The sequence below is a fragment of the Rhodococcus globerulus NBRC 14531 genome, assembly GCF_001894805.1.
Classification (GTDB): Bacteria; Actinomycetota; Actinomycetes; order Mycobacteriales; family Mycobacteriaceae; genus Rhodococcus_F; species Rhodococcus_F globerula.
Window position 1 is genome coordinate 1,153,232 of the sequence record NZ_BCWX01000002.1, and the last position, 25,143, is coordinate 1,178,374.

General features: G+C 62.1%; 19 protein-coding genes. 5 read left to right on the top strand and 14 right to left on the bottom strand.

Features of this window, described 5'->3' with window-relative positions; genetic code table 11:
- The 9 genes from RG2_RS13935 to RG2_RS13980 form a co-directional block, all read right to left on the bottom strand.
- Window positions 1-1,089, bottom strand: a complete 1,089-nt coding sequence (locus RG2_RS13935; protein ID WP_033232058.1) for a hemolysin family protein — start codon at window positions 1,087-1,089, stop codon at window positions 1-3.
- A complete protein-coding gene (locus RG2_RS13940; RefSeq protein WP_033232057.1) occupies window positions 1,082-2,464 on the bottom strand; it encodes a hemolysin family protein in 1,383 nt (460 codons plus the stop codon). Before RG2_RS13940 ends, RG2_RS13935 begins: the two co-directional genes overlap by 8 nt.
- A gap of 310 nt (window positions 2,465-2,774) precedes the next feature.
- Window positions 2,775-4,211, bottom strand: a complete 1,437-nt coding sequence (gene guaB1, locus RG2_RS13950) for a GMP reductase (RefSeq protein ID WP_033232056.1) — start codon at window positions 4,209-4,211, stop codon at window positions 2,775-2,777.
- 3 nt (window positions 4,212-4,214) lie between these two features.
- Window positions 4,215-5,096, bottom strand: coding sequence for a DMT family transporter (locus tag RG2_RS13955; protein ID WP_033232055.1), 882 nt, complete (start codon window positions 5,094-5,096; stop codon window positions 4,215-4,217).
- Window positions 5,097-5,101: 5 nt separating this feature from the next.
- Complete coding sequence (locus RG2_RS13960; protein ID WP_033232054.1) at window positions 5,102-6,610, bottom strand: DEAD/DEAH box helicase; 1,509 nt, start codon at window positions 6,608-6,610, stop codon at window positions 5,102-5,104.
- 62 nt (window positions 6,611-6,672) lie between these two features.
- Entirely contained in the window at window positions 6,673-8,130 is a 1,458-nt protein-coding gene (gene gnd / locus RG2_RS13965; protein WP_033232053.1) for an NADP-dependent phosphogluconate dehydrogenase, read from the bottom strand.
- A gap of 217 nt (window positions 8,131-8,347) precedes the next feature.
- Window positions 8,348-10,330 carry a DEAD/DEAH box helicase gene (locus RG2_RS13970; protein ID WP_230590031.1) on the bottom strand — a complete coding sequence of 661 codons (1,983 nt, stop codon included), beginning with the start codon at window positions 10,328-10,330 and terminating at the stop codon, window positions 8,348-8,350.
- Window positions 10,331-10,610: 280 nt separating this feature from the next.
- Complete coding sequence (locus tag RG2_RS13975; RefSeq protein WP_033232051.1) at window positions 10,611-11,564, bottom strand: M56 family metallopeptidase; 954 nt, start codon at window positions 11,562-11,564, stop codon at window positions 10,611-10,613.
- Between the two features lie 44 nt (window positions 11,565-11,608).
- The gene (locus RG2_RS13980) at window positions 11,609-12,004 is read right to left on the bottom strand and encodes a BlaI/MecI/CopY family transcriptional regulator (RefSeq protein WP_033232050.1); all 396 of its coding nucleotides are present in this window, start codon (window positions 12,002-12,004) and stop codon (window positions 11,609-11,611) included.
- A 165-nt stretch (window positions 12,005-12,169) separates the two neighbouring features.
- Between RG2_RS13980 and RG2_RS13985 the strand changes: the two genes are divergently transcribed.
- The gene (locus RG2_RS13985; protein ID WP_033232049.1) at window positions 12,170-14,743 is read left to right on the top strand and encodes a rhomboid family intramembrane serine protease; all 2,574 of its coding nucleotides are present in this window, start codon (window positions 12,170-12,172) and stop codon (window positions 14,741-14,743) included.
- A 10-nt stretch (window positions 14,744-14,753) separates the two neighbouring features.
- On the opposite strand, the gene RG2_RS13990 is transcribed toward RG2_RS13985, so the two are convergent.
- The 3 genes from RG2_RS13990 to RG2_RS14000 all read right to left on the bottom strand — a co-directional run bounded on the left by RG2_RS13990 (window position 14,754) and on the right by RG2_RS14000 (window position 18,171).
- Entirely contained in the window at window positions 14,754-15,608 is an 855-nt protein-coding gene (locus tag RG2_RS13990; protein WP_033232048.1) for an ABC transporter ATP-binding protein, read from the bottom strand.
- Window positions 15,605-16,618 carry a FecCD family ABC transporter permease gene (locus RG2_RS13995; protein ID WP_202025710.1) on the bottom strand — a complete coding sequence of 338 codons (1,014 nt, stop codon included), beginning with the start codon at window positions 16,616-16,618 and terminating at the stop codon, window positions 15,605-15,607. Before RG2_RS13995 ends, RG2_RS13990 begins: the two co-directional genes overlap by 4 nt.
- 92 nt (window positions 16,619-16,710) lie before the next feature.
- Window positions 16,711-18,171 (bottom strand): iron chelate uptake ABC transporter family permease subunit, encoded by a 1,461-nt coding sequence (locus RG2_RS14000; protein ID WP_072782575.1) that lies wholly within the window; start codon window positions 18,169-18,171, stop codon window positions 16,711-16,713.
- A 208-nt stretch (window positions 18,172-18,379) separates the two neighbouring features.
- Here RG2_RS14000 and RG2_RS14005 point away from each other — a divergent pair, with 208 nt between their 5' ends.
- Window positions 18,380-19,135, top strand: coding sequence for a hypothetical protein (locus RG2_RS14005; RefSeq protein WP_242484429.1), 756 nt, complete (start codon window positions 18,380-18,382; stop codon window positions 19,133-19,135).
- Window positions 19,136-19,394: 259 nt separating this feature from the next.
- A complete protein-coding gene (locus RG2_RS14010; protein WP_033232047.1) occupies window positions 19,395-19,823 on the top strand; it encodes a PaaI family thioesterase in 429 nt (142 codons plus the stop codon).
- Between the two features lie 75 nt (window positions 19,824-19,898).
- Here RG2_RS14010 and RG2_RS14015 read toward each other — a convergent pair whose 3' ends face one another.
- Both RG2_RS14015 and RG2_RS14020 read right to left on the bottom strand, forming a co-directional pair.
- The gene (locus tag RG2_RS14015) at window positions 19,899-21,290 is read right to left on the bottom strand and encodes an NAD(P)/FAD-dependent oxidoreductase (RefSeq protein ID WP_033232046.1); all 1,392 of its coding nucleotides are present in this window, start codon (window positions 21,288-21,290) and stop codon (window positions 19,899-19,901) included.
- A 1,164-nt stretch (window positions 21,291-22,454) separates the two neighbouring features.
- Window positions 22,455-22,664 (bottom strand): hypothetical protein, encoded by a 210-nt coding sequence (locus RG2_RS14020; protein WP_218020267.1) that lies wholly within the window; start codon window positions 22,662-22,664, stop codon window positions 22,455-22,457.
- Window positions 22,665-22,771: 107 nt separating this feature from the next.
- Here RG2_RS14020 and RG2_RS14025 point away from each other — a divergent pair, with 107 nt between their 5' ends.
- Both RG2_RS14025 and RG2_RS14030 read left to right on the top strand, forming a co-directional pair.
- Window positions 22,772-24,838: a glycosyltransferase family 2 protein gene (locus tag RG2_RS14025; protein ID WP_033232044.1), complete on the top strand. Its 2,067-nt coding sequence runs from the start codon at window positions 22,772-22,774 to the stop codon at window positions 24,836-24,838.
- 28 nt (window positions 24,839-24,866) lie between these two features.
- Window positions 24,867-25,139 carry a PqqD family protein gene (locus tag RG2_RS14030; protein ID WP_033232043.1) on the top strand — a complete coding sequence of 91 codons (273 nt, stop codon included), beginning with the start codon at window positions 24,867-24,869 and terminating at the stop codon, window positions 25,137-25,139.
- Window positions 25,140-25,143: the final 4 nt, after the last annotated feature.

A 25,143-nucleotide genomic window follows, 5' to 3' on the forward strand; every position in this document is an offset into this window, starting at 1 on the left:
TCAGTTGTTCCGTTGTCCCGGAACAGCATCGGTTCCGCGGTGAGTGCCGTCGCGGACGGTGCCGACGTACTCCTCGAGGAGGTCTTCCAATGCCACGATGCCGATGACAATGCCGTCGGCATCGGTGACGGCACCGAGGTGTGAGCTGGCGCGGCGCAGGCCTGCCAACGCTTCGGCGAGCGGCGTGCTGAGCGGAACGACGGGCAACGGACGGATATCCGACGTGGGTACGACGGTATCCGGCCCGGCAGCTTCGTCGAGAACCTCGTCGAGCACGTCCTTGAGGTGCACGTATCCGGCCAGAGTGCCGTCGGCAGCTCGGACGGGGTACCGCGAGTAGCCCGTTTCGATGACGGCCCGCTCGATGTCGCCCAGCGTGGTGCCGGTCGGGGTGAGCGGGATGGTCCGCACCTTGTCGAGAGTGATCAGCACTTCCGACACCGTGCGATCGGTCGATTCGAGGGCCTGCTTCAACCGGCGGTGCTCTTCGGCGTCGATAAGCCCTTCGGAGCGGGATTCACCGATCATCGCGGACAACTCCACCGCCGAGACGGTGACATCGAGTTCGTCCTTCGGTTCGACTCGCAACAGACGCAGAATCCCGTTAGCGCAGATGTTGTAGAACGCGATGATCGGGCGCGCGATCTTGATGAACGCCAGGTGGATCGGCACGAGAAGCATCGCAGTCTTCTCCGGACCAGCCAGCGCGATGTTCTTGGGCACCATCTCACCGAGCAGGATGTGCAGCACAACCACCAACGACAGTGCGATCGCAAACGAAATCGGATGCAGCAATCCGTCAGGCAGACCGGCCGCTTCCATCGGCACCTCGAGGAGATGCGCGATGGCGGGTTCGGCGACCTTACCGAGAAGGATCGAACAGATCGTGATGCCGAGCTGCGCCGCGGCGAGCATGAGCGACAGATTCTCGCCGGCCTTGATGACGGTGAGTGCCCGCTTCTTGCCCTGGGCGACCAACGCTTCGAGTCGGTCGCGGCGAGCGGAAATCAGCGCGAATTCCGCGCCGACGAAAAACGCGTTGCCTGCCAGCAGTACAACGGTGAGGAGAACGCCGAGAAGGTTATTCATCGTCGGACTCCTCTGTGCGCTCTGCTGCTGATTCGGGTTCGACATCACCGGGGACCGGAGTGATGGTCACGCGGTCGATACGACGGCCGTCCATCGAGGTGACTCGCGCAATCCACTTGCCGCGGTGATCGCCGGACGCGTCGACGTCGGGCAATGCCACTTCGTCGCCCTCGTCGGGGATGCGTCCCAATTCGGTGAGCACCAAGCCGCCGAGGGTGTCGTAATCGCCTTCGGGTGCGGTGTACCCGGTAGCTGAGGTGACTTCGTCGATGCGCAGGAGCCCGGAGCAGGACCATCCGTCGCCGACGCGCTGGACGTCGAGTTCAGGTTCGTCGTGCTCGTCGCGCACGTCGCCCACGATTTCCTCGATGAGGTCTTCCATGGTGACGATGCCGGCGGTTCCGCCGTATTCGTCGACCACGAGTGCGACCTGCATTCCGTCCGAGCGGATGCGTTCCATGACGGCGTCACCGTCGAGGCTCGACGGGACAACCGGCACGCGCTGCGCAAGGCTGTCGACTCGCGTCGTGCGTCGTCGCTCGGCGGGAACCGTGAACGCGTGTTTGATGTGGACAACTCCGACGGTGTCGTCGAGGTCGCCGCGAACAACGGGGAACCGCGAGTAGCCGGTACGGGACGCCGTCACGATGAGATCGGCGACTGTATCCGACAACTCGAGTGATTCGATCTTCACACGCGGTGTCATGAGTTCTTCCGCTGTGCGGTCACCGAACTGCAACGACCGGTTGACCAGAAGTGCAGTGCCCGCGTCGATGGAACCACGCTGCGCCGACGTGCGCACCAGCGAGCCGAGCTCCTGCGGGGAACGTGCCGAGCGCAGTTCCTCGGCAGGCTCTATGCCCAGGCGCCTGACGATCCAGTTGGCGGTTCCGTTGAGACCGTTGATCGCCCACTTGAAGACCAGCGAGAAACCGGCTTGCAAACCAGCTGTGGCGCGGGCCGTCGGCATCGGCTTGGAAATTGCCAGGTTCTTGGGGACAAGCTCACCGAAAATCATCGAGAACGAGGTCGCGATAACCAGGGCGAGGATCAATGACGTTGTGGACGCTGCTGATTCGCTCAGCCCGACGGCCTTCGTGACCGGGGTGATGAACCGGGCGAGAACAGGCTCGGCCAGGTAACCGGTGATGAGTGTGGTGATCGTGATGCCGAGCTGCGCACCGGACAACTGAAACGAGAGCGTCTTGTGTGCGTGCTGGACCTGACGCGAACGGAGGTCGCCGTCACGAGCAGCTTCGTCGACGGTGCTGCGCTCGAGCGCGGTAAGTGAGAATTCTGCCGCCACGAAGAGGGCGGTGCCTGCGGTCAGTGCGATGAAGCCGAGCAGGCTGAGAATGGTGAATGCGATGTCCATCGATCATCGCCACCCAAGTGGAGAGCGAAGTGCGCCGGGTTTGTCTCCCGGCTCGCTAGAGGAGCCCTCCGAACCAGCGGAATCAGATGATTCCTCGGATATGACGACGGGTGTTGCGCCGGGTAAGTGTGTGGGTGCCTCGGGCACCGGGTTCCTCTCGTCGGGCCGATGACTTCTCGGCTTTAGCGGGCTCGGTCGGGTTGCCGATTGGCACCCGACCGAGTTTCATTTGTTGTTTCCAAGTTCGATGATACCGGCGAGTGCCCGGGCTTTGGGAGCCGAGCACCCGCCGTTCGTCACAATTACCGATTCACCAGCCGGCAGGAAGTGGCCGTCCCTCGGCAAATCCGGCTGCAGACTGCACACCGAGGACTGCCTTGTCGTGCAGTTCCTCGAGTGAACGCGCCCCGGCATACGTGCAGGTACTGCGGACACCGGAACAGATCTGGTCGATCAGATCCTCGACGCCGGGACGCTCGGGATCAAGCCGCATGCGTGAACTCGAGATGCCTTCCTCGAACAAACCCTTGCGGGCGCGATCAAAAGCCGTCTCGGTGGCGGTGCGCGCAGCAACGGCGCGCTTGGACGCCATACCGAAGCTCTCCTTGTACGCGTTGCCGGCCTGATCGACCTTGAGATCGCCCGGCGACTCGTACGTGCCGGCGAACCATGAGCCGATCATGACATTCGACGCTCCCGCGGCCAGAGCCAGCGCTACATCGCGCGGATGGCGCACTCCACCGTCAGCCCACACGTGTTTGCCCAATTCGCGTGCTGCCGCGGCGCATTCGGCAACAGCCGAGAACTGCGGTCGTCCGACGCCGGTCATCATGCGTGTTGTGCACATCGCGCCTGGTCCGACACCGACCTTGACGATGTCGGCGCCCGCGGCGATGAGATCACGGGTGCCCTGCGCGGAGACCACGTTTCCGGCCACCAGAGGCACACCGAGATCCAGAGCTTTGAGCGTGGTCAGTGCGTCGATCATGCGCTGCTGATGTCCGTGGGCGGTATCGACGACGATGACGTCGGCGCCGGCGTCGACCAGCGCTTTGGCCTTGGCACCCACATCGCCGTTGACCCCGACCGCCGCGGCAACGCGCAGCGCGCCGTTGGCATCCACGGCGGGGTCGTAGATCCCGGCACGAATTGCACCGGTACGAGTCAGAACTCCGGCGAGTGTGCCGTCGTCGTTGACGATGACGGCAAGCGGATCGTGCTTGGTTTCGAGTAGTTCGAACACCTCACGCGTTGTTGCGGTGACCGGTGCTGTGACGAAGTCGGTGATCGCGACGGTACGAAGGCGAGTGAACCTGTCGACGTCCGCGCAGGCAGCCTCGGTGACCACGCCGAGCGGCTTGCCGTCCTCGACGACGACAACCGCGCCGTGCGCCCGTTTGGGCAGCAAGGCCAACGCGTCGGAGACAGCGTCCTCGGGGCTCAGGGTCACCGGAGTGTCGGCGACGAGATGACGGCTCTTCACGAACGCCACCGTTTCGGCGACCGCTTCGGTGGGGATGTCCTGCGGGATGATGACCAACCCGCCGCGCCTGGCGACAGTTTCGGCCATTCGGCGACCGGCGACTGCGGTCATGTTGGCGACGACAACCGGAATGGTGGTTCCCGAGCCGTCGGCCGACGCAAGATCGACGTCGAACCGGGACGTCACGTCAGTCCGGTTGGGGACGAGGAAGACATCGTCGTAGGTCAGGTCGTATGGGGGGCGTTGCCCTTCGAGGAACTGCACGTTTCACGAGCTTACCGGCGACGGCGCAGTTACGCCGATTGTTTCGCGTCCTTGCGACCGCGAGAGCGCGATGGTGGTGACGATCATGACGGCCACCGCGCAACCGATGACGAGAATCCCGAGGCCCTCGACTCGTAGTCGCTCGTCGAGAACCGTCATACCGAGGAACACTGCCGCGATCGGTTCGCCGATGGTCAAGGCCGGCAACGACGCAGACAACGGACCCACCTGGAACGCTCGTTGCTGCACATACACGCCGATAGCACCCGACGCGATGAGAGCCCAGGTCTGCCACGCGCTCACTACGCCGACAAAACCGTGCTCCAGAAGCTCGGTCACGTATTTCGTGAATGCGACGGCTATACCGAAGTAGATGCCCGCTGCGGCTCCGAGAAGCAGCGCGCGCCATCCGGCATCGAGTTTGGACAAGCCGCCGATGGTGGCAACGACGGCCACTCCGACCGTGATCGCCAGCGGCACCGCCCAGTCCGACCACGGAGCATTACTGTCGCCTTCGGTGGGATCACCGACCACCAGGAAGACGGCCAGGGCAATGGCAAGCATGACCGCAAACGTCCAAGCCGTTCGAGTGATCCGGATCCCCGAGAACTTTGCCGAAAGCGGCAGCGCGAACAACAAGGACGACACGATCAACGGCTGCACCACCAACACCGAACCGAGTGCCAGCGCGAGGGCCTGCATGACGTAACCGCCGCCGTCGCCGATCAGGCCGGCCCACCACCGGGGACTTCGGATCAACGACGCCACCAGCGCGCCGCCCTCAGGCACCGACGACGCGGCCCGCTGTTGAGCTACCGACGCGCACGCGAAGAGCAGTGCGGCAGCGAGTGCGCAGATGATCGAGATCAGTGGAAGATCGCCCATAGATCTCAGTGTGCGCGTTTGCCTCCGGCTTTTCCGGCAGACGGGCGACCCGAATTCGGTGTACCTGTTCCGCGGCGCGGCGTGAGCCCCTTGGACGCGAGGCGCTCCGAACGTGTGGGGACGGGAGTGCCGTCGGCGCGAATCTTCTTCACCGTCTTGGGATCGGTGACCCGGCGCGACGCAACAGCGCGCTTGTCACCGTCCTTCTTCATCCGGCCGCCGGCAGCTGTGCGGCCAGCGGTGTCGTGTTCCTGGCGCCCACGCTTGGCCGTGTGTGTGACCTCGACGGTCGTATCGGGCGCTGCGACGGGGATTCCCGTCGGTTCCATGGCTCCGGTTATGCGGGTGAGTTCCAGATCGTCTGGACGGACCCGAACGCTGTGAACCTTCACGCCGGCCGCCTTGGTCAGCTTCTCGACCCCCGCGCGTTCCTCGTCGGTCACGATCGTCACGACAACACCCGATTCACCTGCGCGGGCCGTACGACCGGCGCGGTGCAGGTAATCCTTGGCCTCGGCGGGCGGATCGACATGGACAACCAGCGTCACGTCGTCGACATGGATGCCGCGGGCGGCAACGTCGGTAGCCACCAGGACCGGCGTCGTGCCGTCGGAGAACGACGCGAGGGTCTTGGTCCGGTTGTTCTGCGTCTTTCCGCCGTGCAGGGCTCCGGCGGACACGCCGATCAAATGCAGTTGCTGCGCAAGACGATCCACGCCGTGCTTCGTCTTGACGAACATGATGGTTCTTCCCGCACGCGAAGCGATATGTGCGACAACGGATCTCTTGTCCACCTGGTCCACGAACAGCAAGTGATGTTCCATGGTGGAGACCGTCGCAACCGGGGGAGCGGTGGCGTGCGATGCCGGGTTGCGCAGGTAGCCTGCGACCAAATCGTCGACCTTGCCGTCCAACGTTGCCGAAAAGAGAAGGCGTTGACCATCTTTCGGAGTCGTGTCGAGAATCTTGGCAACCTCGTCGATGAAGCCCATGTCTGCCATGTGGTCCGCTTCGTCGATCGTGGTGATCACAACGTCGTCGAGGATCACCGAATTCTGCTCGAGTAGATCGAGCAACCGGCCAGGCGTGGCGATCAGCAGATCGACCCCGCGAGCCAGAATGTCGGCCTGACGCTTGATCGGGACGCCGCCCACCGCGCTCGCTACTCGCAAGCCGACCTCGGTGGCCGCGTCGTCGAGCGCTTTGTGAATCTGAATTGCCAGTTCGCGGGTGGGAGCGAGCACCAATCCGCGGGGGCGATTCCGTTTACTTGCGCCGCCTTTGAGGCGCACCAGCATCGGAAGCCCGAAAGCCAAAGTCTTGCCGGAACCTGTCGCGCCACGCCCCAGAACGTCGCGGCCTGCCAGCACATCGGGAATCGTGGCAGCCTGGATGGGGAACGGAGCATCAATCCCGTGTCGGCGCAGTGCGTGCACCATCACAGCGGGGATTCCGAGGTCGATGAACGAGCGCCCTTCGGTTGATGTGGGCGAGTCGATCGTCGATTTCGGCATTTGTCCAGGCTACCGGGTATCGGTAGACGCAGGTGACCGCGTCTACCGATACCGGGTGTGAATCAGGCCTCGATTTCGCTACGGTCACCGCTCCACAACGTGTGGAACTTGCCGGGCTTGTCGATGCGCTCGTAGGTGTGAGCGCCGAAGAAGTCACGCTGACCCTGAGTCAACGCAGCCGGGAGACGCTCCGCGCGCAGTCCGTCGTAGTACGACAGCGACGACGCGAAAGCCGGCACCGGGATGCCGAGCATCGTCGCGGTGGCGACAACACGACGCCAGCTGTCGATTCCTGCTTCGATGGCTTCACGGAAGTACGGAGCGAGAATCAAGCTCGGCAGCGAAGGATCAGCGTCGAACGCGTCCTTGATGCGGTTGAGGAACTGCGCGCGGATGATGCAACCACCGCGCCAGATCGTTGCCAGATCCGCAGGCTTGACGTCCCAGTTGTACTCGGCGCTGCCGGCCGCGATCTGGTCGAAGCCCTGCGCATATGCCACGATCTTCGAGGCGTACAGCGCTGCCTGGATGTCCGCGGCGAACTGCTCGGCATCAGCAGGCTTGTCACCGAGCGAACCCGAAGCCAAGCCCTGAGCCTGAGCTGCGGCGCGCTGCGTGCGGCTACCGGAGAGCGCGCGAGCGAACACGGCCTCGGCGATACCGGTAACCGGTACACCGAGATCCAGGGCGGACTTGACCGTCCAGCGGCCAGTGCCCTTCTGCTCGGCAGCGTCGACGATGACGTCGACCAGCGGCTTACCCGTCTCGGCGTCGACCTGACGCAGAACCTCGGCTGTGATCTCGATCAGGTACGACTCGAGCGTGCCCTTGTTCCACTCGGTGAAGACGTCGGCGACCTGGCCGGCGTCGTAACCCAGAGCGTCACGGAAGAGGTTGTACGCCTCGCCGATGAGCTGCATGTCGGCGTACTCGATGCCGTTGTGCACCATCTTGACGAAGTGGCCGCTGCCGTCCGGACCGATGTGTGTGCAGCACGGGGTGCCGTCGACGTGAGCGGAGATCGACTCGAGAAGCGGGCCGAGAGCCTCGTAGGACTCCTTCGGGCCGCCGGGCATGATCGACGGACCGTTGAGTGCGCCTTCTTCGCCACCGGAGATACCAGCGCCGACGAAGTGGAGTCCACGCGCACGGATAGCGGCCTCACGGCGAATCGTGTCCGTGTACAGCGAGTTGCCGCCGTCGATGATGATGTCGCCCGGCTCCATCGCATTGGCGAGCTCTTCGATCACAGCGTCGGTCGGCGCGCCGGCCTTGACCATGATCAGCACGCGACGCGGCTTCTGCAGCGCGGCAACAAATTCCTCGACAGTCTCGGTGCGCACGAAGTCGCCCTCGGAACCATGGTCGGCGATCAACGCATCGGTCTTCGCGATGCTGCGGTTGTGCAAGGCAACGGTGTGACCGTGGCGGGCGAAATTGCGGGCAATATTCGAACCCATGACGGCCAGTCCGGTGACGCCGATCTGTGCCCGGGGTGATTCGGTGCTAGTGGTTGACATGCTTACAGCTTTCCCTCTCGGTCCGCGGCTGTGAAATCCTGCGCCTGGCGCAGCCGAAAAACTGTGCGGCCGCGACGCGCGTGAACATCAGACCGTGCATACAAAACACGGATGCAGATCACTTTATTGCAGTGACCTGCATCCGTCTCGATACAGCTTCCGGCGTGGCCGGAGTGTGATCAATATTCAGTTGGTGAGCCGCAGCTCAGCGAGCGTATTACCGCTGATCGCGCTTCGGTCCGTCGAAGCCGTCGTAGCTACGACGGTCGGTGCGGCTGCGGAATCCGCCGCCACTGGTCGAGCCTGCGCGGTCGCTGCTGTCGCGGTTGCCTTGGTATCCACCCGTCGAGCGGTTGCCCTGGTATCCGGTGGAGGGGCGGCTGTCGCGGTCTCCGTAGGACGGGCGGCTGTCGCGGTTGCCCTGGTATCCGCCGCGGCTTTCGCCGTCACGGTTGCCCTGGTATCCACCCGAGGAACGGTTGCCCTGGTATCCGGTGGAGGGGCGGCTGTCGCGGTCTCCGTAGGACGGGCGGCTGTCGCGGTTGCCCTGGTAGCCGCCCGAGGAGCGGTTGCCCTGGTATCCGCCGCGGTCGCTGCTGTCGCGGTTGCCCTGGTAGCCACCCGAGGAACGATCACCCTGGTAACCACCGGAGGAGCGGTTGCCCTGGTATCCGCCGCGGCTTTCGCCGTCACGGTTGCCCTGGTATCCACCCGAGGAACGATCGCCCTGGTAGCCGCCCGAGGAGCGGTTGCCCTGGTATCCGCCGCGGTCGCTGCTGTCGCGGTTGCCCTGGTATCCACCCGACGAGCGATTTCCCTGGTAACCACCGGAAGAGCGGTTGCCCTGGTAGCCACCACCTTCACGGTTGCCCTGGTAACCGCGTGAACCACCACGGTCGCCGAAGGAGCGCTCGCCACGAGAAGAGCTCTCGCGCAACGGTTCTCCGGTGGGCTTCTTGGCTCCGGTGATGCGAGCGAGCTCGGCGGAACCCGGGGTGACGGGAACAGCTGCGGCGTTGACGCCCGCCATTCCGGTCAGGCGCTTGAACTGACGCTTCTGGTTCGGCAGAACGATCGCAACGACAGTTCCCTTCTCACCGGCGCGAGCCGTACGGCCTGCGCGGTGAAGGTAGTCCTTGTGATCGGCCGGGGGGTCGACATGAACGACGAGGTCGATGCCGTCGACGTGGATGCCGCGGGCTGCGACGTCGGTGGCAACAAGGACGGGAGTGCGGCCGTTCTTGAAACGCTCGAGGACGCGGGTGCGCTGGTTCTGTGCTTTGCCGCCGTGCAGGGACTCTGCGGCGATTCCGACTGCGCGGAGGCGATCGGTGATGCCTTCGCAACCGAGCTTGGTGCGGGCGAACATGATGGTGCGTCCGTCGCGGGCGCCGATTTCAGCGAGAACCGCGTCCTTCTGCCCGCGATCGACGAGGAGTACGTAGTGCTCCATCGTGTCGACGCTCGCGCGGCCGTCTTCGGTGGAGTGGGTGACGTGGTTGGCCAGGAACTGACGAACCAGCGACTGGACCTCACGGTCGAGGGTTGCGGAGAACAGCAGACGTTGTCCGTCGGCCGGGGTCTCGCCGAGGATCGAGCGAACCTCAGGCAGGAAGCCCATGTCCGCCATCTGATCGGCTTCGTCGAGTGCGGTGATTTCCACCGAGTCGAGGATGCAGGTGCCCTGGCGCAGGTGATCGCCCAGACGACCCGGCGTAGCGACGAGGACGTCGACGCCGCGGCGGAGCTGATCGACCTGCTTGGCGAACGGAGTACCACCGACGGCGGGACGGACCGTGAGTCCGAGAGCGCCGGCGTAGGAGTTCAGGGAGTCGACCACCTGGAATGCAAGTTCACGGGTCGGGACCAGCACGAGTGCGCGAGGACGCTTCGCGGCCGGACGATCTTCGTGGCGTGACAGGCGGGTCAGCATCGGCAGACCGAAGGCCAGGGTCTTGCCCGATCCGGTCTGTGCGCGGCCCAGAACGTTGGTGCCGGCAAGCGCGTCCGGGATGGACTGAGCCTGGATGGGCGACGGGCTGGTGATGGAGTTGCGGGCCAGGGCGGCAACAAGCTGCTCGGGCAGGCCGATTTCGGCAAAAGTGATGGTGGGCTCAGCTGAGACGGCCTCGGTGGCGGCTTTGTCTTCAGCGGCGGGTGTTACTACGACATCTTCTGCGATGTTCTCAGAAGACGACATTTGGACAGCGTTGGTCACGCGGAAACCTCTCCGGACTACGGGCACGTCGCGGAGCGGAAGAAGTCATGCTTGAACACACGACACAGTTCGCAAAGGGACGAGCCAGGGCACATGTCACCTGGCAATCCGAACGCATACTGCGGGGAATTGGGCTGTGTGCCGTTAAATGTTGATGAACCACGATGGTGGCCGGGCTCTACTGTACGCCACTCGCTGCCGGGAAGTCAGGTAACCCCGCGTGTGACCTGTACTACTACAGCGCGTTCTGCTGGTCAAGACCTTAGTACGCGTTGAGAAGTAAGCGAAGTTCGGTGAGCCACGGCACTGCGACGGCGACCGTGGGGACAACCAGAATCGTGATGGCGGCAAGGTAGGCACATACCGCAACACGGGGATCGGCAGCGTCTGTCGAGAGTCGCTGGACGCGGATCAACGTCGACGGACCGCCGGCTGCCATGGCGCCACGCGGTGCGGTCGAACCTGCACACGCGACCAGTGCCCGGGCTAGGGGAGTCGGGCCCGTGACGCGAACCGCGGAATCATCGGCCAGCAATTCGACCAGCAATTGGACGGATCCGAGGGCGGATTTGCTACGAACGAACCGGGGGAACGCATGGTTGACCGCGGTGAATGCTTCGAGAACCAGATCGTGACGCGCGCGCAGGTGTGAACGCTCGTGCGTGAGAATTGCCTTGACCTCGGCATGATCGAGGTTTTGCAACGTTCCTTGGCTCAGGACCACCCGCTGACGTATTCCGGGCAGGCAGTACGCGATGGGTTCTTCGACATCGAGAACGCGCAGGTCCGGGGTGCGCTCCACCGCGGCGGGCATGGCGCAGTCGTCGAGTAGATCCACGAGGATGCGGTGGCGTGCCCGTCGTCGCCGAGTTCGTACACCCACTTGCAGGATCGAAAAAATCAGTTTCGCGCCGATGAGCAAGGTGAGCGCAAATACCACGACGTACAGAATCCACAGTGGCAAACCAAGAGCGTCGATCTCAGCGGTCGGCGCAGTAGTCGGTCGTCCGTCCGGTCCTGGAACCAGGAGCTGACTGGCAATGGCCAAGCCCGAGCTGAAAGCTGACAACACCGCGGCAAGCGCGATGGCCTGCCACAGGACGAGAGCCGCACGCGGCGCCCGGTACGGCCACGTGGAGCGGCTCAGGAGTGCTGGTACCGGACCCGCTAGCAACAACGCGAGGATTCCGAAAACCAGTGCAGTGGTGGCGTTCATGACCTAGTCATCATGCACGAAGAAATCAGTTAGGCCTAGAAAATCTACGGCCGCACATCTTTTTTCGCGGATTCGCGCACCTCGAGAGCGGCAAGTGCTTCGCGCAAAGCGTCAGCCTCGTCGGCATTGACCTGGCCGACGAAGTGAACCAGGGCTGCGGCTCGACCGTCCGACTCCGGCGCTTGAGCCAGAGCGTCGACCATCAGGCTCGCGACCAACTCTTCACGCTTGTTCACCGGGAGGTAGCGATGTGCACGATCGTCACGTTGCTGAATCACCAGGTGCTTCTTCGCGAGTCGTTGCAGGACGGTCATGACCGTCGTGTACGCCAGTTCGCGATGTGTTGCGAGTGCTTCATGTACCTGTCGCACAGTTTGGGGTTCGGTTGTAGACCACAAATGATCCATAACCGCGCGTTCGAGTTCACCTAGACCTGCCATTCTTCGATTCTACGGACTTCCACGACGAAATACGTACTACTGGTAGTAGTAAGGGCGGATCAATGAGTGTGGTATTGGACATAGTGAGCTGTAGGACAGATAACGTGGATGGAGACCGTGGCCACGTCAGAGCAGAGTCGATCAGTAGAAAGTAGTCGCGCGCAGATGAAGATCGACAGTTCCTCGGAGTCCACGCCTCTCTCGACTCGACTGTCGGCGTACGGGGGTAAAGCCCGGGAGCTTGTTCGTTTCGGAATTCGGGATGCCCCGATGACGACGTCGATCGTGGTCATCACGTGGGTTCTGGGTGCGGCGACGGGAAGCCTTGTGCATGGGCCGTCGAGATCGCTGGCTCACCAGATTGCCGTCGGAATGGGTTCGCTGCAACACGGGCGACTATGGACACCACTGACATCTGCGCTGTGGGAGGGGAACCTTCTGCGGTACATCGGCGCGACCGTGCTGTTGCTCGTTGTCGCCGCACCCCTCGAACGACGCATGGGCACGGTGAAACTCGCGATCGCGGCGGTCACAACGCAGATACTGGGCGTGATCCTTGGGCTGGGGTGGGCGTCGCTGGCCAAGGTTGTCGACGCCAGCTGGGGGTTTCGCCTCCACTCGGGAGCCGCGGTGGGCGCAAGCGCCTGGGTCGTGGGGGCTCTGATGGTCGCCACCGCGAACATGGGAACGCTGTGGCGTCGACGCATCCGCGTGGGCGTTCTCGCTCTCACCATCACGCTCGCGTTGTTCAGTGGACAACTCCAGGACGTCATCCGCCTCTTTGCAGGTGTCGTCGGATTGGTGATCGGTGCGTGGATCGTCGGTAGGTCAGCGCGCGGTGACCGGATCGTCGGGACTCAGCGGGAAGGCCGCGTGCTGGTGGCCATAGTTGTCGCGGCGAGTGCGATCGGGCCGATGATCGCGGCACTCTCCCCGGAGGCAGTGGGACCCTTGGCTGTTCTCCGCGATCTGTTCCGCGGTGTTCCCTGGACAGTGGCCGAGGTCCGCGACCTGTGTGCCGAGTCGTCGACCGACCCGGATTGCCGACGCGGATTGTTGGAACTGCGCTTGTCCGGGATCGGGCCGACGCTGCTCTCGCTCATGCCCTCGATCTTCGTGCTCGTGCTCAGCGACGGTTTGCGGCGCGGCCGGCGCTTCGCCTGGATCGCCACGGTGTGCGCGCAGGTGATCCTTTTGATTCTCTCGATCGGGAACTTCGTCATCCGGTTCGTCGACGCCGCCGACAGCGAGAGCTTGTTCTACGGCATCGGTGACCCCAACGTGTATCGGACGTTGGTGCCGTTCCTTACCCCACTGTTCGTCCTGATCATGTTGATCCTCACGCGGCGATATTTCGACGTGTCTGCTCCGGCCGGAACCTATCGGAAACTGGCAGTGTCACTCTTAGCGCTACTCGCCGGTCTGATCGTGGTGTATGTGGGCGGCGGGATGGTTGCGCGCCACGGGTTCGACCGCGAACCGAGCGTCGCGTTACTTCTGGCTGATTTTCCGCAACGGTTGGTGCCGCCTGTCTATCTGCAACTGGTTGATCCGCGGCTTCTGCCTGTCGACATCGAAGCGACTCTGTTGTTCGAATGGACAGGAGTGGTGTTCTGGGTGGCCGCATCGATTCTCGTGTTCGTGACGTTCCGCAAACCCGTCGACGCACTTGATCCGCGGGACGCCGCGCGCGCCCGAGCGATGCTGATCGCCGGAACCGGAAGCCCGCTGTCGTGGATGACGACGTGGACGGGAAATACCTTCTGGTTTTCGTCGGACGGCTCGAGTTACGTTGCCTACCGCGTTATTTCCGGGGTGGCTCTTACTACCGGCGACCCGGTGGGGCCACCCGGTTACCTGCGAGACACCATCGGCGAGTTTGCAGAATTCGCCACGGAAAATGGCTGGATCCCGTGCTTCTACTCGGTCACCGACGACGTTCGAGCGATTACGGATTCGATGGGGTGGAGCGGCCTGCAGGTTGCCGAGGAAACGATTCTCGATCTGGGCGAGATCGCGTTCACCGGTAAACGATTCCAGGACATTCGAACGGCGTTGAACCGGGCGAAGAAGTCCGGCATCACGGCCGAATGGATCAACTATCCGCACGCCGCGATCGCCGTCAAGGATCAGATTGTCGCGATTTCCGAGGAATGGGTCGCAGACAAGGGAATGCCGGAAATGGGCTTCACGCTCGGCGGACTCAATGAAATCGACGACGACAACGTGCGATGCCTGATCGCGATCGACGAGGAACGCACGGTCCACGGTGTCACATCATGGCTGCCCGTGTACCGGGACGGCCGAATCGTGGGCTGGACTCTCGACTTCATGCGGCGCCGTTCCGAGGGTTTCAGGCCGACCATGGAGTTCCTGATCGCGTCGGCTGCCCTGAGTTTGGAATCCGAAGGAGTCGAATTCCTGAGTCTCTCGGGCGCCCCGCTGGCGAAGGTCGCGACGGATGACGGCTCGGATTCGGTTGAGCTGGAAGCGATGACATTGTCCGGCGTGATGGACAACGTGCTCGAATTCTTGGGGCGCACCCTCGAACCCGTGTACGGTTTCCGCTCGCTGCTGGCCTTCAAATCGAAGTTCCAGCCGCGATATGTGCCCATGCACATGGTGTTCGCCGATCCTGCCGCGCTGCCGAGTATCGGCAACGCAGTAGGGCGGGCGTACCTGCCTACCGTGTCGCTCGGTCAGGGAGTGAAGTTGGTGCGGACGATTATCGGTCGATGAGCGAATGCCGTCAGGAAGTCTGTGCGGCCGGCCCGCCGACGGTACCGAAAACATGTCGAGTTCCGATGGGCACGATCAGCGGGCGATCCGAGACCGGGTCGTCGATGACAGCGGCTTCGAGACCGAACACCTCGAGGAGCAGTTCCGCAGAGATGATGTCTTTCGGAACTCCCGAGGCGACGATGGCGCCGTCCCGCATCACGATCAAATGGTCGCTGTAGCGCACCGCAAGATTGAGATCGTGCAGGATCATGACCACAGTGCGGCCCATCTCCTCGTGCAATTGATCAACGAGGTCGAGAACCTCCATGGAGTGCGCAAGATCCAGGTAGGTCGTTGGCTCGTCGAGCAGAAGGATATCTGTGCCCTGTGCCAGCGCCATCGAGATCCACGCCCGCTGCCGCTGACCACCGGACAGCTGATCGACCGGACGATCTGCAAGATCTGATACCCCGGTCAACTCGAGCGCCTGAGCTACTTCGCCTTCGTCGTCTGCCGACCATTGACGGATCCACGACTGGTGGGGATGGCGGCCACGCGCAACCAGATCGGCGACGGTCAACCCTTCGGGAGCGACTGGAGTTTGCGGCAACATGCCAAGGACTCGTGCGACGTCCTTGGTCTTCATCGAGCTGATTGCCTTGCCGTCCAACACAACCGACCCACTCTTGGGCTTGAGTAGTCGTCCCAGAGCGCGCAAGAGCGTCGACTTACCGCAGCCGTTCGGTCCGATGACCGTCGTGATCACGCCGGTCGGGATTTCGAGATCAAGACCGTCGACGATGATGCGATCCCCGTAACCCAGGGTGAGATCCTTTGCGACGAGACGTGCGGGGGCGTCGACGGACTGGGACAACGTGGTCATGCTGTGACCTTCCGATTGTTACGAACCAAGAGGTAGAGCAGGAACGGTCCGCCGAGCGCTGATGTCACGATGCCGACCGGCAATTCGACGGGAAGAACCGTGCGGGCGATCACGTCACTGCCGACAACAAGCACAGCGCCGGTGAGCGCGGACGCGACGATCGGGGGGCCGGCAGATCGCACCAAGCGCATCGCTACCTGCGGAGCAGCCAGGGCGACAAAGCCGACAGGCCCGGCAGCGGCGGTGGCGATCGCAGCCAATGCGACGGACGAGAGCAGGAGCTTGGCCTGTGACGACTGAAGGCGCACGCCCAGTGACGTCGCGTTGTCCTCGCCCAATCGCAGTGCGCCCATGGTGAACGACGCGATCACGGCGTATCCACCGACAACTACCACCGCGACGGCAACCGGCCACATCTGGTTCCAGGTCGCTCCGTTCAGCGAGCCGTTCAGCCATACCTGCGCCCGGGACGCATCGTTGATATCGGCTGAAATCAGGAGCCACCCGGTAGTTGCCACTAACATCGCGTTAACGCCGATGCCGATCAGGATCAGACGGAATCCTTCGACGCCTTTGCGCCACGCCAGCGTGTAGATGACCACGGCGGTCAGTAGCCCGCCCGCCAGCGCTGCCAGCGGAATGCCGAGTGTCGCAAGCAGACCCACAAACGATCCGCCACCACCGAGAACGATCAGTGCGACAGCGGCCGCGCTGGAACCGGCGGTGATACCCAGGATGTCCGGACTCGCGAGTGAATTGCGGGCGATGGTCTGCGTGATCGCGCCCGCGATGCCGAGTGCCATACCGATGAACAGAGCTGTCAGCGACCGGGGCAAGCGGAGATCGAAGACGATGAGGTTCTGGGTTTTTGTGCCGCCACCGAACAGAACTGAAATCACGTCGGGGATGGAGATCGGGTAGTCGCCGCGTCCGACGCTCAGGCAGATCAGCACGAACAGTGCGGCAGTCAGTGCAACGCACACCGACACCGCCAGCGGGCGATACACCATCGAAAACGAACCGACACGAATCGCTTTGCGGGAGGGAACAGTTCGGGGGAGCGCACCAGGTTCACCCCGGAGAACCTTGCCTTGTGTGATGGTCACAGACTTGCCAACTTCCTGCGCCGTACGAGAGCGATGAAGAACGGCGCACCGAAGATCGCCAGAATGATTCCGACCTGAAGTTCACCCGGACGGACGACAACGCGTCCGATGATGTCGGCGGTGATCAACATGATCGCGCCGAGCAGACCCGCGTACGGGACGAGCCAGCGGTAATCAGGGCCGGTGATGGCCCGGGCAACGTGTGGCACGACGAGGCCGATGAAGGCGATAGGTCCGCAGGCAGCGGTGGCGGCGCCGGTCAGCAAGGTGATCGCGACAATGCCGAGAGTGCGACTGAAGACGATGTTGGTTCCGAGCGCTTTGGCTACGTCGTCGCCGAGACTGAGGACGTTGAGTCCTGGCGTGCTCGCGAGAGCAATGACGAGACCGACGACCAGGAAGGGAAGCACCTGCCACAACACGTCGAATCCGCGTCCGGACACCGAGCCGACCACCCAGAATCGGTACGCGTCGAGGCTTGCCTGGTCGAGGATGATCACCGCATTGGTCATGGCCTGGAGGAAGAACGCGACAGCGGCCCCGGCGAGAGCCAGGCTGAGCGGACTGGAACCTCCGTTGCCGATGGATGACAAGCCGAATACGACAACACTCGCGATGAACGAACCAGCGAATGCAAACCACATGTACTGACTCGGTGCGGTGAACCCGAACAGGTAGATCGACATGACAACCAAGAACGCAGCGCCGGCATTGAGGCCGAGGAGGCCGGCGTCGGCAAGGGGATTTCGGGTGTGCCCCTGAATGAGTGCACCGACGATTCCCAGCGCGATGCCGACAACCAAGCCCAGGATTGTTCGCGGCGCGCGCAGAGTTCGCACGATGATGTCGGTCTGCGACCCGTCGGAGTTGAAGATTGCATGGAAGATCTCGGCAAAAGTGAGCGGACGCGCTCCGACCGCGATGCTGGCAAGCATGACCAACACCAGAAGGACGGTCAGAACTGCAAGACCGATGAGACGACGCCTGCGGGTGGCTGATACCGAGTTGTCGCGCTCGAGTTCGGCGAACCCCTCGTCGCGAGCGGTGCTTTCGCGGACAACGTCGATTCCGGATCGGTTGATCGGGCGCAAGAGTGCGCGTCTGACGCCAATGGGCTGCTTGGTCTGTGCATCCCGGGTGATCAGGCCGACCCAACCTTTTCCGGACGTTCGTCCATTCGTGCCCTCACGGAATCCGAAGTTCCAGATGAGAAGCCCGATAGCGATGGCGATTGCTGTCCCGCCGAACACTGCGCGATCAGCTTCACCGCCGCCGTTGTCGTCCTGCAAGGACTGGACTATGTACCAGCCGATCACGAGAGGGAGCGCGATGATTGCGACGTCGAACAGTCCGGCAAGGATGCGCAATCGGACGGGCGCCGGTCCTCGGGGTACGACACGTCGTCCGTAGTTCTCGCTGGGCCCGCGCGGATGTTCGCTCCCGGGCGTGTCGGTCATGGTCACTGGTGGATCGAACTCCTGGTCTTGGCTCGCAGGGATTTCAGATCTTAGGTTACGGAACCCTATCCCCGGGAACCTCGCGCGGGTTGGTTTCCGGACCGAATATGCGTGCCGAGGCTCACAGATCTTTACTCTTGAATTATGGTGAGGCTAACCTATGTTGAGTGTGTAAGACCCCTACGGCCGATTGGAGTGCATGGTGACCATGACCCTCACCACCGAGCATGTGCAGATTCGTGACTTGGATTTCCGGACTGACGCATTCAGCCGCACCTGCACACGCTTACGGGGGCTCAACCCCGATTACCCGCGCGTGTATGCAGTTGCTGCCATGGCTGGTGAGGGCAAACGCCGATGGTGGAAACTGAGCACCGGTCTGCACAGTGAACGAGTCGAACAGCTGTATTTGCGATCTCTCCAGGATCTCGACAATCCGGAGGCCGCGGCAATCCAGGTTGCGACGTCCTTGATCCACGCCGTTGTCGGCAGGGTAACCGCTTCCATTGTGGCGGAGGGCTCGGCGTGGGATCCCGGTCTCGAGAACCTCTGGATACATATGGACAGCGACAGTGGTATCGACTGGGCAGGCGTGGTTGACGAAACGCTGCGCGTGGCGCCGGGCGGTACCGAGTACGGCCGGGATGGCGTTGTCGGCATGCCCTGTGAGGAAGCGCTTTTCGTCTGGACCGCGCACAGGTGCCTTGGAGCCCTGCATGCAGTGCTCGCCGCTGTGTCTCGTTGCGCGCCGATAGATCCCTATCGATTCTGGGGTTTGGTCGGCGAAGCCATCCTGGGAGCAACTGCGTACGTCCCGATTCTCGCGGGTGGCGGCGAAACGGCAGCGCAGCGCCGAGGTCAGGGACTGCTCGACGCATTTGTCGGCGCCGGAGTGCCGGTGCGGTCTCGTCGGAAGATCGCAGCGCGCCCCCGTTGGAATCAATTTGACGAAACGCTTGCTTAATTAGGTAAACCTTGCCTATGATTGAGCAATGCAAAGCGGGGAGAACAACCCGCCGAGTTCAAGAAACTGCCGGACCGCGCCGGAGTCCTGAGGGCTGCAGAGACTCCCGGTCCTTCCCATGGCGGGTTCCGCATCGTCACGATGCGGAACCCGCCTGTTCGTCTTTACGGACCTGAATCGTCGCTCGAGTTACGGCTGGTGTAGGCAAGTAGTCAGCGGCCGCCGCACCGGCGCCACGGGAAACACAGATGGAGAAGGCATGTCCGACACAGCTGACATCGCAGACATGAAGAGCTTGCTGGGAACCGGTTTCGACGCCACCATCGGGCTGGAATACACCGACGTGACACCAGATCGAGTTCGCGCTCAGTGGACGGTCAAGCCGACGCTTCACCAGCCGGCCGGTATCCAGCACGGCGGCGTGTACTGCTCCGTAGTGGAATCACTGGCCAGCATCGGCGGCACGGTGTGGCTGGGGGAGCGCGGACACGTTGTCGGCGTCAACAACAACACCGATTTCCTGCGCGCGACACGCGAAGGGACGCTGACCGCGGAGGCCAACCCGATTCATCGCGGTCGTACATCCCAGTTGTGGGAGGTGCGCATCACCGATGAGCAAGGTCGACTGGTGTCCAAGGGGCAGGTACGCCTTGCGAACATCACGGACACCTCAGCGATCGGCAACTGACGACGGCGAGGCCTGAGAACAACAAACGGCGGTGGAATCAGATTCCACCGCCGTTTTCCGTGTCAATCGAGAGGCTCAGCCGGCAGCCTGTTCAGGTTTGCCTTTTCCGCTCTCGACCGCCGCCTTGGATTTGTTGTGTTTCTCCAACTCGCCCATGGCATTTCGCGCGAACACCTGCTGCTCGGTCGACGCCATCTGAGCACGGCCACGGCCGAAGAACGTCACCGTCCACGACAGGATCGTGGACACACGTGAGCGGAAACCGACCAGATACAACAGGTGGATGGCCAACCACGCCACCCAGCCGATGAAACCGCTGATTTCGAGCTTGCCCACCTTTGCCACCGCGCTGAATCGCGAAATGGTGGCCATACTTCCCTTGTCGAAGTACTTGAACGGAACGCGAGTAGTGGGTGCATGTCCGTCGATCTCGGCTTTGATCTGCTTGGCAGCGTACTTGCCGCCCTGCATCGCAACCTGCGCCAAGCCCGGCAATTTGTCCAGCGACATCATGTCGCCGACAACAAACACGTTGGGATGACCCGGCAGCGACAGATCCGGGTTGACCATGACCCGACCGGCGCGGTCTGTCTCGCCGCCGCTCTGCTCTGCCAGCTGCTTGCCGAGAGGGCTCGCCTGAACACCGGCCGACCACACTTTGCACTGCGACTCGATGCGGCGCAGTGTGCCGTCCTTCTCCTTGATGATCAGTCCGTCGTTGTCGACGTCAGTGACCATGGCATCCAACTGAATCTCGACTCCGAGGCCCTCGAGCGTTTCTGCGGCCTTGCGGCTCAGCTTGCCGCCGTAGACCGGAAGCACAGCGGGCGCACCGTCAAGGAGAACTACCCGAGCCTCACGGGGATCGATCTTCCGGAATGCGCCATCGAGGGTGCGACGCGACAATTCCGCGATCTGACCCGCGAGCTCAACACCCGTCGGGCCTGCGCCGACAACAACAAACGTGAGCAGGCGTGCGCGCTCGGCGGGATCGTCCGACAGTTCTGCCTGCTCGAACGCGCCGAGAATGCGACCGCGCAACTCGAGCGCGTCATCGATTGTTTTCATACCTGGCGCGAATTCGGCAAAGTGATCGTTTCCGAAGTACGACTGTCCGGCGCCCGCAGCGACGATCAAACTGTCGAACGGCGTCACGGTAACCCGTTCCAACAGCCGTGAAGTTACGGTCTTCTTCTCCAAGTCGATCGTCTCGACCTCACCGAGCAGTACCTGCGCATTTTTCTGCTTGCGGAGTACTAATCGGGTTGCCGGCGCGATATCGCCGACGGACAGAATTCCCGTGGCTACCTGGTAGAGAAGGGGTTGGAAAAGATGATGGGTGGTGCGCGCAATCATCGTGATTTCGGCATCGGCTTTTTTGAGAGCCTGTGTGCCGAACAATCCACCGAAGCCGGAACCGATCACCACGACGCGGTGGCGGTGCGATTCAACCGACTGGATGCTCATTCCGTGCTCCTCGAGTTGTAGACGACGGTTCTACGGTAGTCCCACCTACGCTGAGGTTCTCTGCGAGTCCGCAAGATGTCCGACTCTTCCGGAATCGATCAAGTGAAGTGTCCCCAGCGTCCTACTTGCCGCATCGGACAAGTAGGAACGGCTGGATGATCGCGCCGAGCGCGAGAGCGCCGGTTTACTGCCGAATCGACAGGATGAACAGGGCGATACAACCGCCTACGAAAACCAAGATCGACAATGCGACAGACGCGTACCCGACGCCCACACCAATTGCTGCCAAGTCCATGTGTTGACCCTCTCCTTTTAATGCCAAAAGTTGGCTCGCTCACATCACGGTACTGATGTGCCGTGGATTCGTCGGCATAACCCCGTCGTGGCGCGCCGGAGCGCACTGTGAATTACGGGTTCCGCCTACGGTCCGATTGGAAGCGCGGATCGCGACGGGCCAGCTATCGTATTGGTCGGTCAGTTATCGCTGATGGTTTGCCGTCGGCGTTGCCGAAAGTATGCAGTCCTCACAGATATGCCGTGGCGGTCCGGTGTACCGAACGCATGATTCTTGTCGCGACGCGGTAAGCGCTTCGACTGTTCGGCCGAGGTGACGCCCCTCTTGGTCCACCGTTGGAACGGCATCCTGCCTGAAACAGAGTATCTACAAGGGTGATTCGCGATCATGAGAATCTGCCCGAACGTCCAATCGGCGTCCAGGGAATCCCCATTTACAGAATCGGACAATTACGACATAGGGAGAAATGAGGATTGGTTCGGTAATCGAACGAAACCCGCAGAGGGATTAGAAAAGATTGCTGAATTCGACCAAAATCAGCGTTTTGGGTCGGTTTGTTCGCTAGATGGATGCTAGCTTTGTCGCAAACAGGTCGATTGAGCGTGAATGAATGGATTCGGGAGGACACCCGTGGGTGGCGATGCTTTTCAGACTGTTCCGGTAGATCGACGGAAATTTGTGAAAACTGTGCTTGCAGCTTCTGCGGTCACAGTTCCGGTAGTGACGTCCATCAGCCTGGGTGGTGCCGCACCGGCATTTGCATCGGGAGACACACCGAACTTGTCGGGTCTGCCGAATCGTGGTCAGCAAGGACAGAACGGCCAAGGCGGTCAAGGCAGCCAGCCGGGTCAGGGCGACAGCGGATCCGGTCAGCCCGGCAGTTCCGGGTCTTCGGGATCTTCGGGTAGCTCTGGTTCTTCGGGGTCATCAGGTTCGTCAGGTAGTTCCGGATCTTCCGGCTCATCGGGATCCAGTTCGGGTAGCTCGGGATCGTCGGGGAGTTCCTCGGGTTCGGGCGGCACAACAACCACCACGGTGCCGACGGAACCCACCATCCCGGCGGGACCCACCAACCCCACCGAGCCAACAGCTCCGACTGACCCGACCGAACCTACAATCCCGACAGTACCCACAAATCCCACCGAGCCGACCTGATCCTTGTCGATTACGAGGGGCTACCCACACGATGAGTGAGTTCGATGCCGCGCTGCACCGCGCTCTGAAAAAACTTCAGAGCGCGGGCACCGTGAAGGTGAAGGAGACACCGCCTCACGGGAATCCAGTGGATCTGACGATTGCAATTGCGACGTATGACGATTTCGATGGCGCGTATTTCACTATCCACTCGATATTGACTCACCATCGTGAAGTCCTCGATCGAGTCGAGTTCGTGTTGTTGGACAATTTCCCCGAGGGGTTGCCGGCACCGATGCTCGAATCCTTCGCGAAGTACGTGGACCGGTTCCGGTATATACCGTTCACCGAGGTACGTTCGACTGCCGTTCGGGATGTGCTATTCCGCAAGGCAACTGGAAAGTACGTCTTAGTGCTCGATTCCCACGTGATCCTGTCTCCTGGGTCATTGGAGTCGCTGCTGGACTACTTCGACGCGCATCCGGAAACAGATGATCTGATCCAGGGCCCGATGCTGTCGCAGGACTCGTCACACATCGCGGCCACACACATGGAGCCGGTCTGGCGGCGAGGGATGTTCGGCGCCTGGGGTGTCGATCCGCGGGCGAAGGAAAACCCTGACGTTCCATTCGAGATCCCCATGCAAGGTTTGGGGTCGTTTGCGTGTCGACGTGAGGCGTGGCCCGGACTGAACTCGCACTTCACCGGGTTCGGTGGTGAAGAGGGCTATATTCACGAAAAATTCCGGATCAACGGCGGGAAAGTGGTGTGCTTGCCGTCATTCGGCTGGTTGCACCGATTCGAACGCCCGGCCGGGGTGCCGTATCGCATCAACTGGGACGATCGGATTCACAATTACCTACTCGGTTGGCAGGAGATCGGTTGGGATGTCGAGTCGGTACACCGTCAGTTCTCCAAACATCTGGGTAACTCGTACCCGAGCATTCGTGAGCGCGCCGAGCGGAGCGTGCAGAAGCCCGAGCTGATCTTCGGTGGTCTGCTCGTCCTGAGTGACGATCGCCGCGTCGCGCCATGGCGGTCGTGCCTAGCCGAGGCCGAGTCGGTCGATGTGGCAGTGCACCGAGTGGTGCCCGCGGAAGACACCGAGGATCCGTGGCGACCGGCGGGTGCGTTTGTCGCAGGAATCGACAAGGCGATTCTGTTGGGCTGGAAGTCCGTGGTCTTCCTGTCGGAACACAACGTCATCGACGGTGCGCTGCCGTACAAACTTCGAAACGTCATGATCGATCTCGCCGAAGACGTCAATTGTGCAGTCATTCACGGGGCCGAAAACGACGTGTCCGGAGCGGTGTTGATCGTGCGCAGTAGTGCCTACGAGCGTTTGCGTGACCGACTGTCCGACGGCGTCACGATGGGTGAGGGTGAGTTCTCCCTGCCGGTTTGGCTCGTCTCTGAGGGGGCGAGCACTGTAAGGCTGAAACAGGATCTGGCACGCAGCCGGGCAACCTCCGGCGATGATTCGGTGGCCACCATGGGAGTGGCCCTGGTAAATCTCGATACGGACCGCGAAAGCTGGTCGCACTCGTGGCGGAAGTTCAATCGACTCGCGAACATCGCTGGGGTAGAGAGAATTTCGGCGTACGAGGACCGCGCGAACCCGGCAATCGGATTTGCGGTCTCCTGGCGTCGTGCCATCACACGGGCAGCAGAGAAAGAATGGGGTTCGGTTCTCGTCGCGGCCGACAATCTCGATCTGCTCGATGTGTCGTCGTTGATACTCGACTCAGCACGCACTGAACTCGACAATCTCGAGTGGGACGTGGTGCATCTCGGCCATGATCCGAAGTCACACGACGGAACCCTTTTTGGTGATTCTTCGTTGATTCGAGTCAGCGCGGAAAACCGTGGGGTGCATGCGGTACTTGTGAATTCTCGTGCGTACGAGACGCTACTTGTCGCCATTCCCGATCCTGAATCGCAATCCGCCGAGTTTGCGCAGTGGGCTGGTCGATATCGTTCCCTCGCTGAGTTTGTAGTGGATGCCGGCGCGTCAGGCATGCTGACCTGCCTGTCGTTGTCGCCAGGTATCGCCACCAACCGGACCTTGCTCCGTTCAGGCGCACTCGAATCCGAATACTCACGACGCTTCACACTCTGATTGCACAACACATCCACGGGAGGCTCCCTTGACCGAATTGCTCGTAGACACCCGGCCGCAGCGCGCACACAGCGTGGAAAGCAATGATCTCGCCGACGGAGTTGTTCTCTACGACAGCTCCAGCGAGGTAGCACATCACCTCAATCCCGTTGCGACCTTGGTCTGGGAACTGTGCGACGGGCGGACTGTCGGCGACATAGTCGACGCTGTCGCCGAAGTCCTCGAAATCCCCACTGCTGAAGCGCAATCCGTGGTCGTTGAAACTTACGGACAGCTGAACACGTCACGGTTGTTGGTGTGAGGTC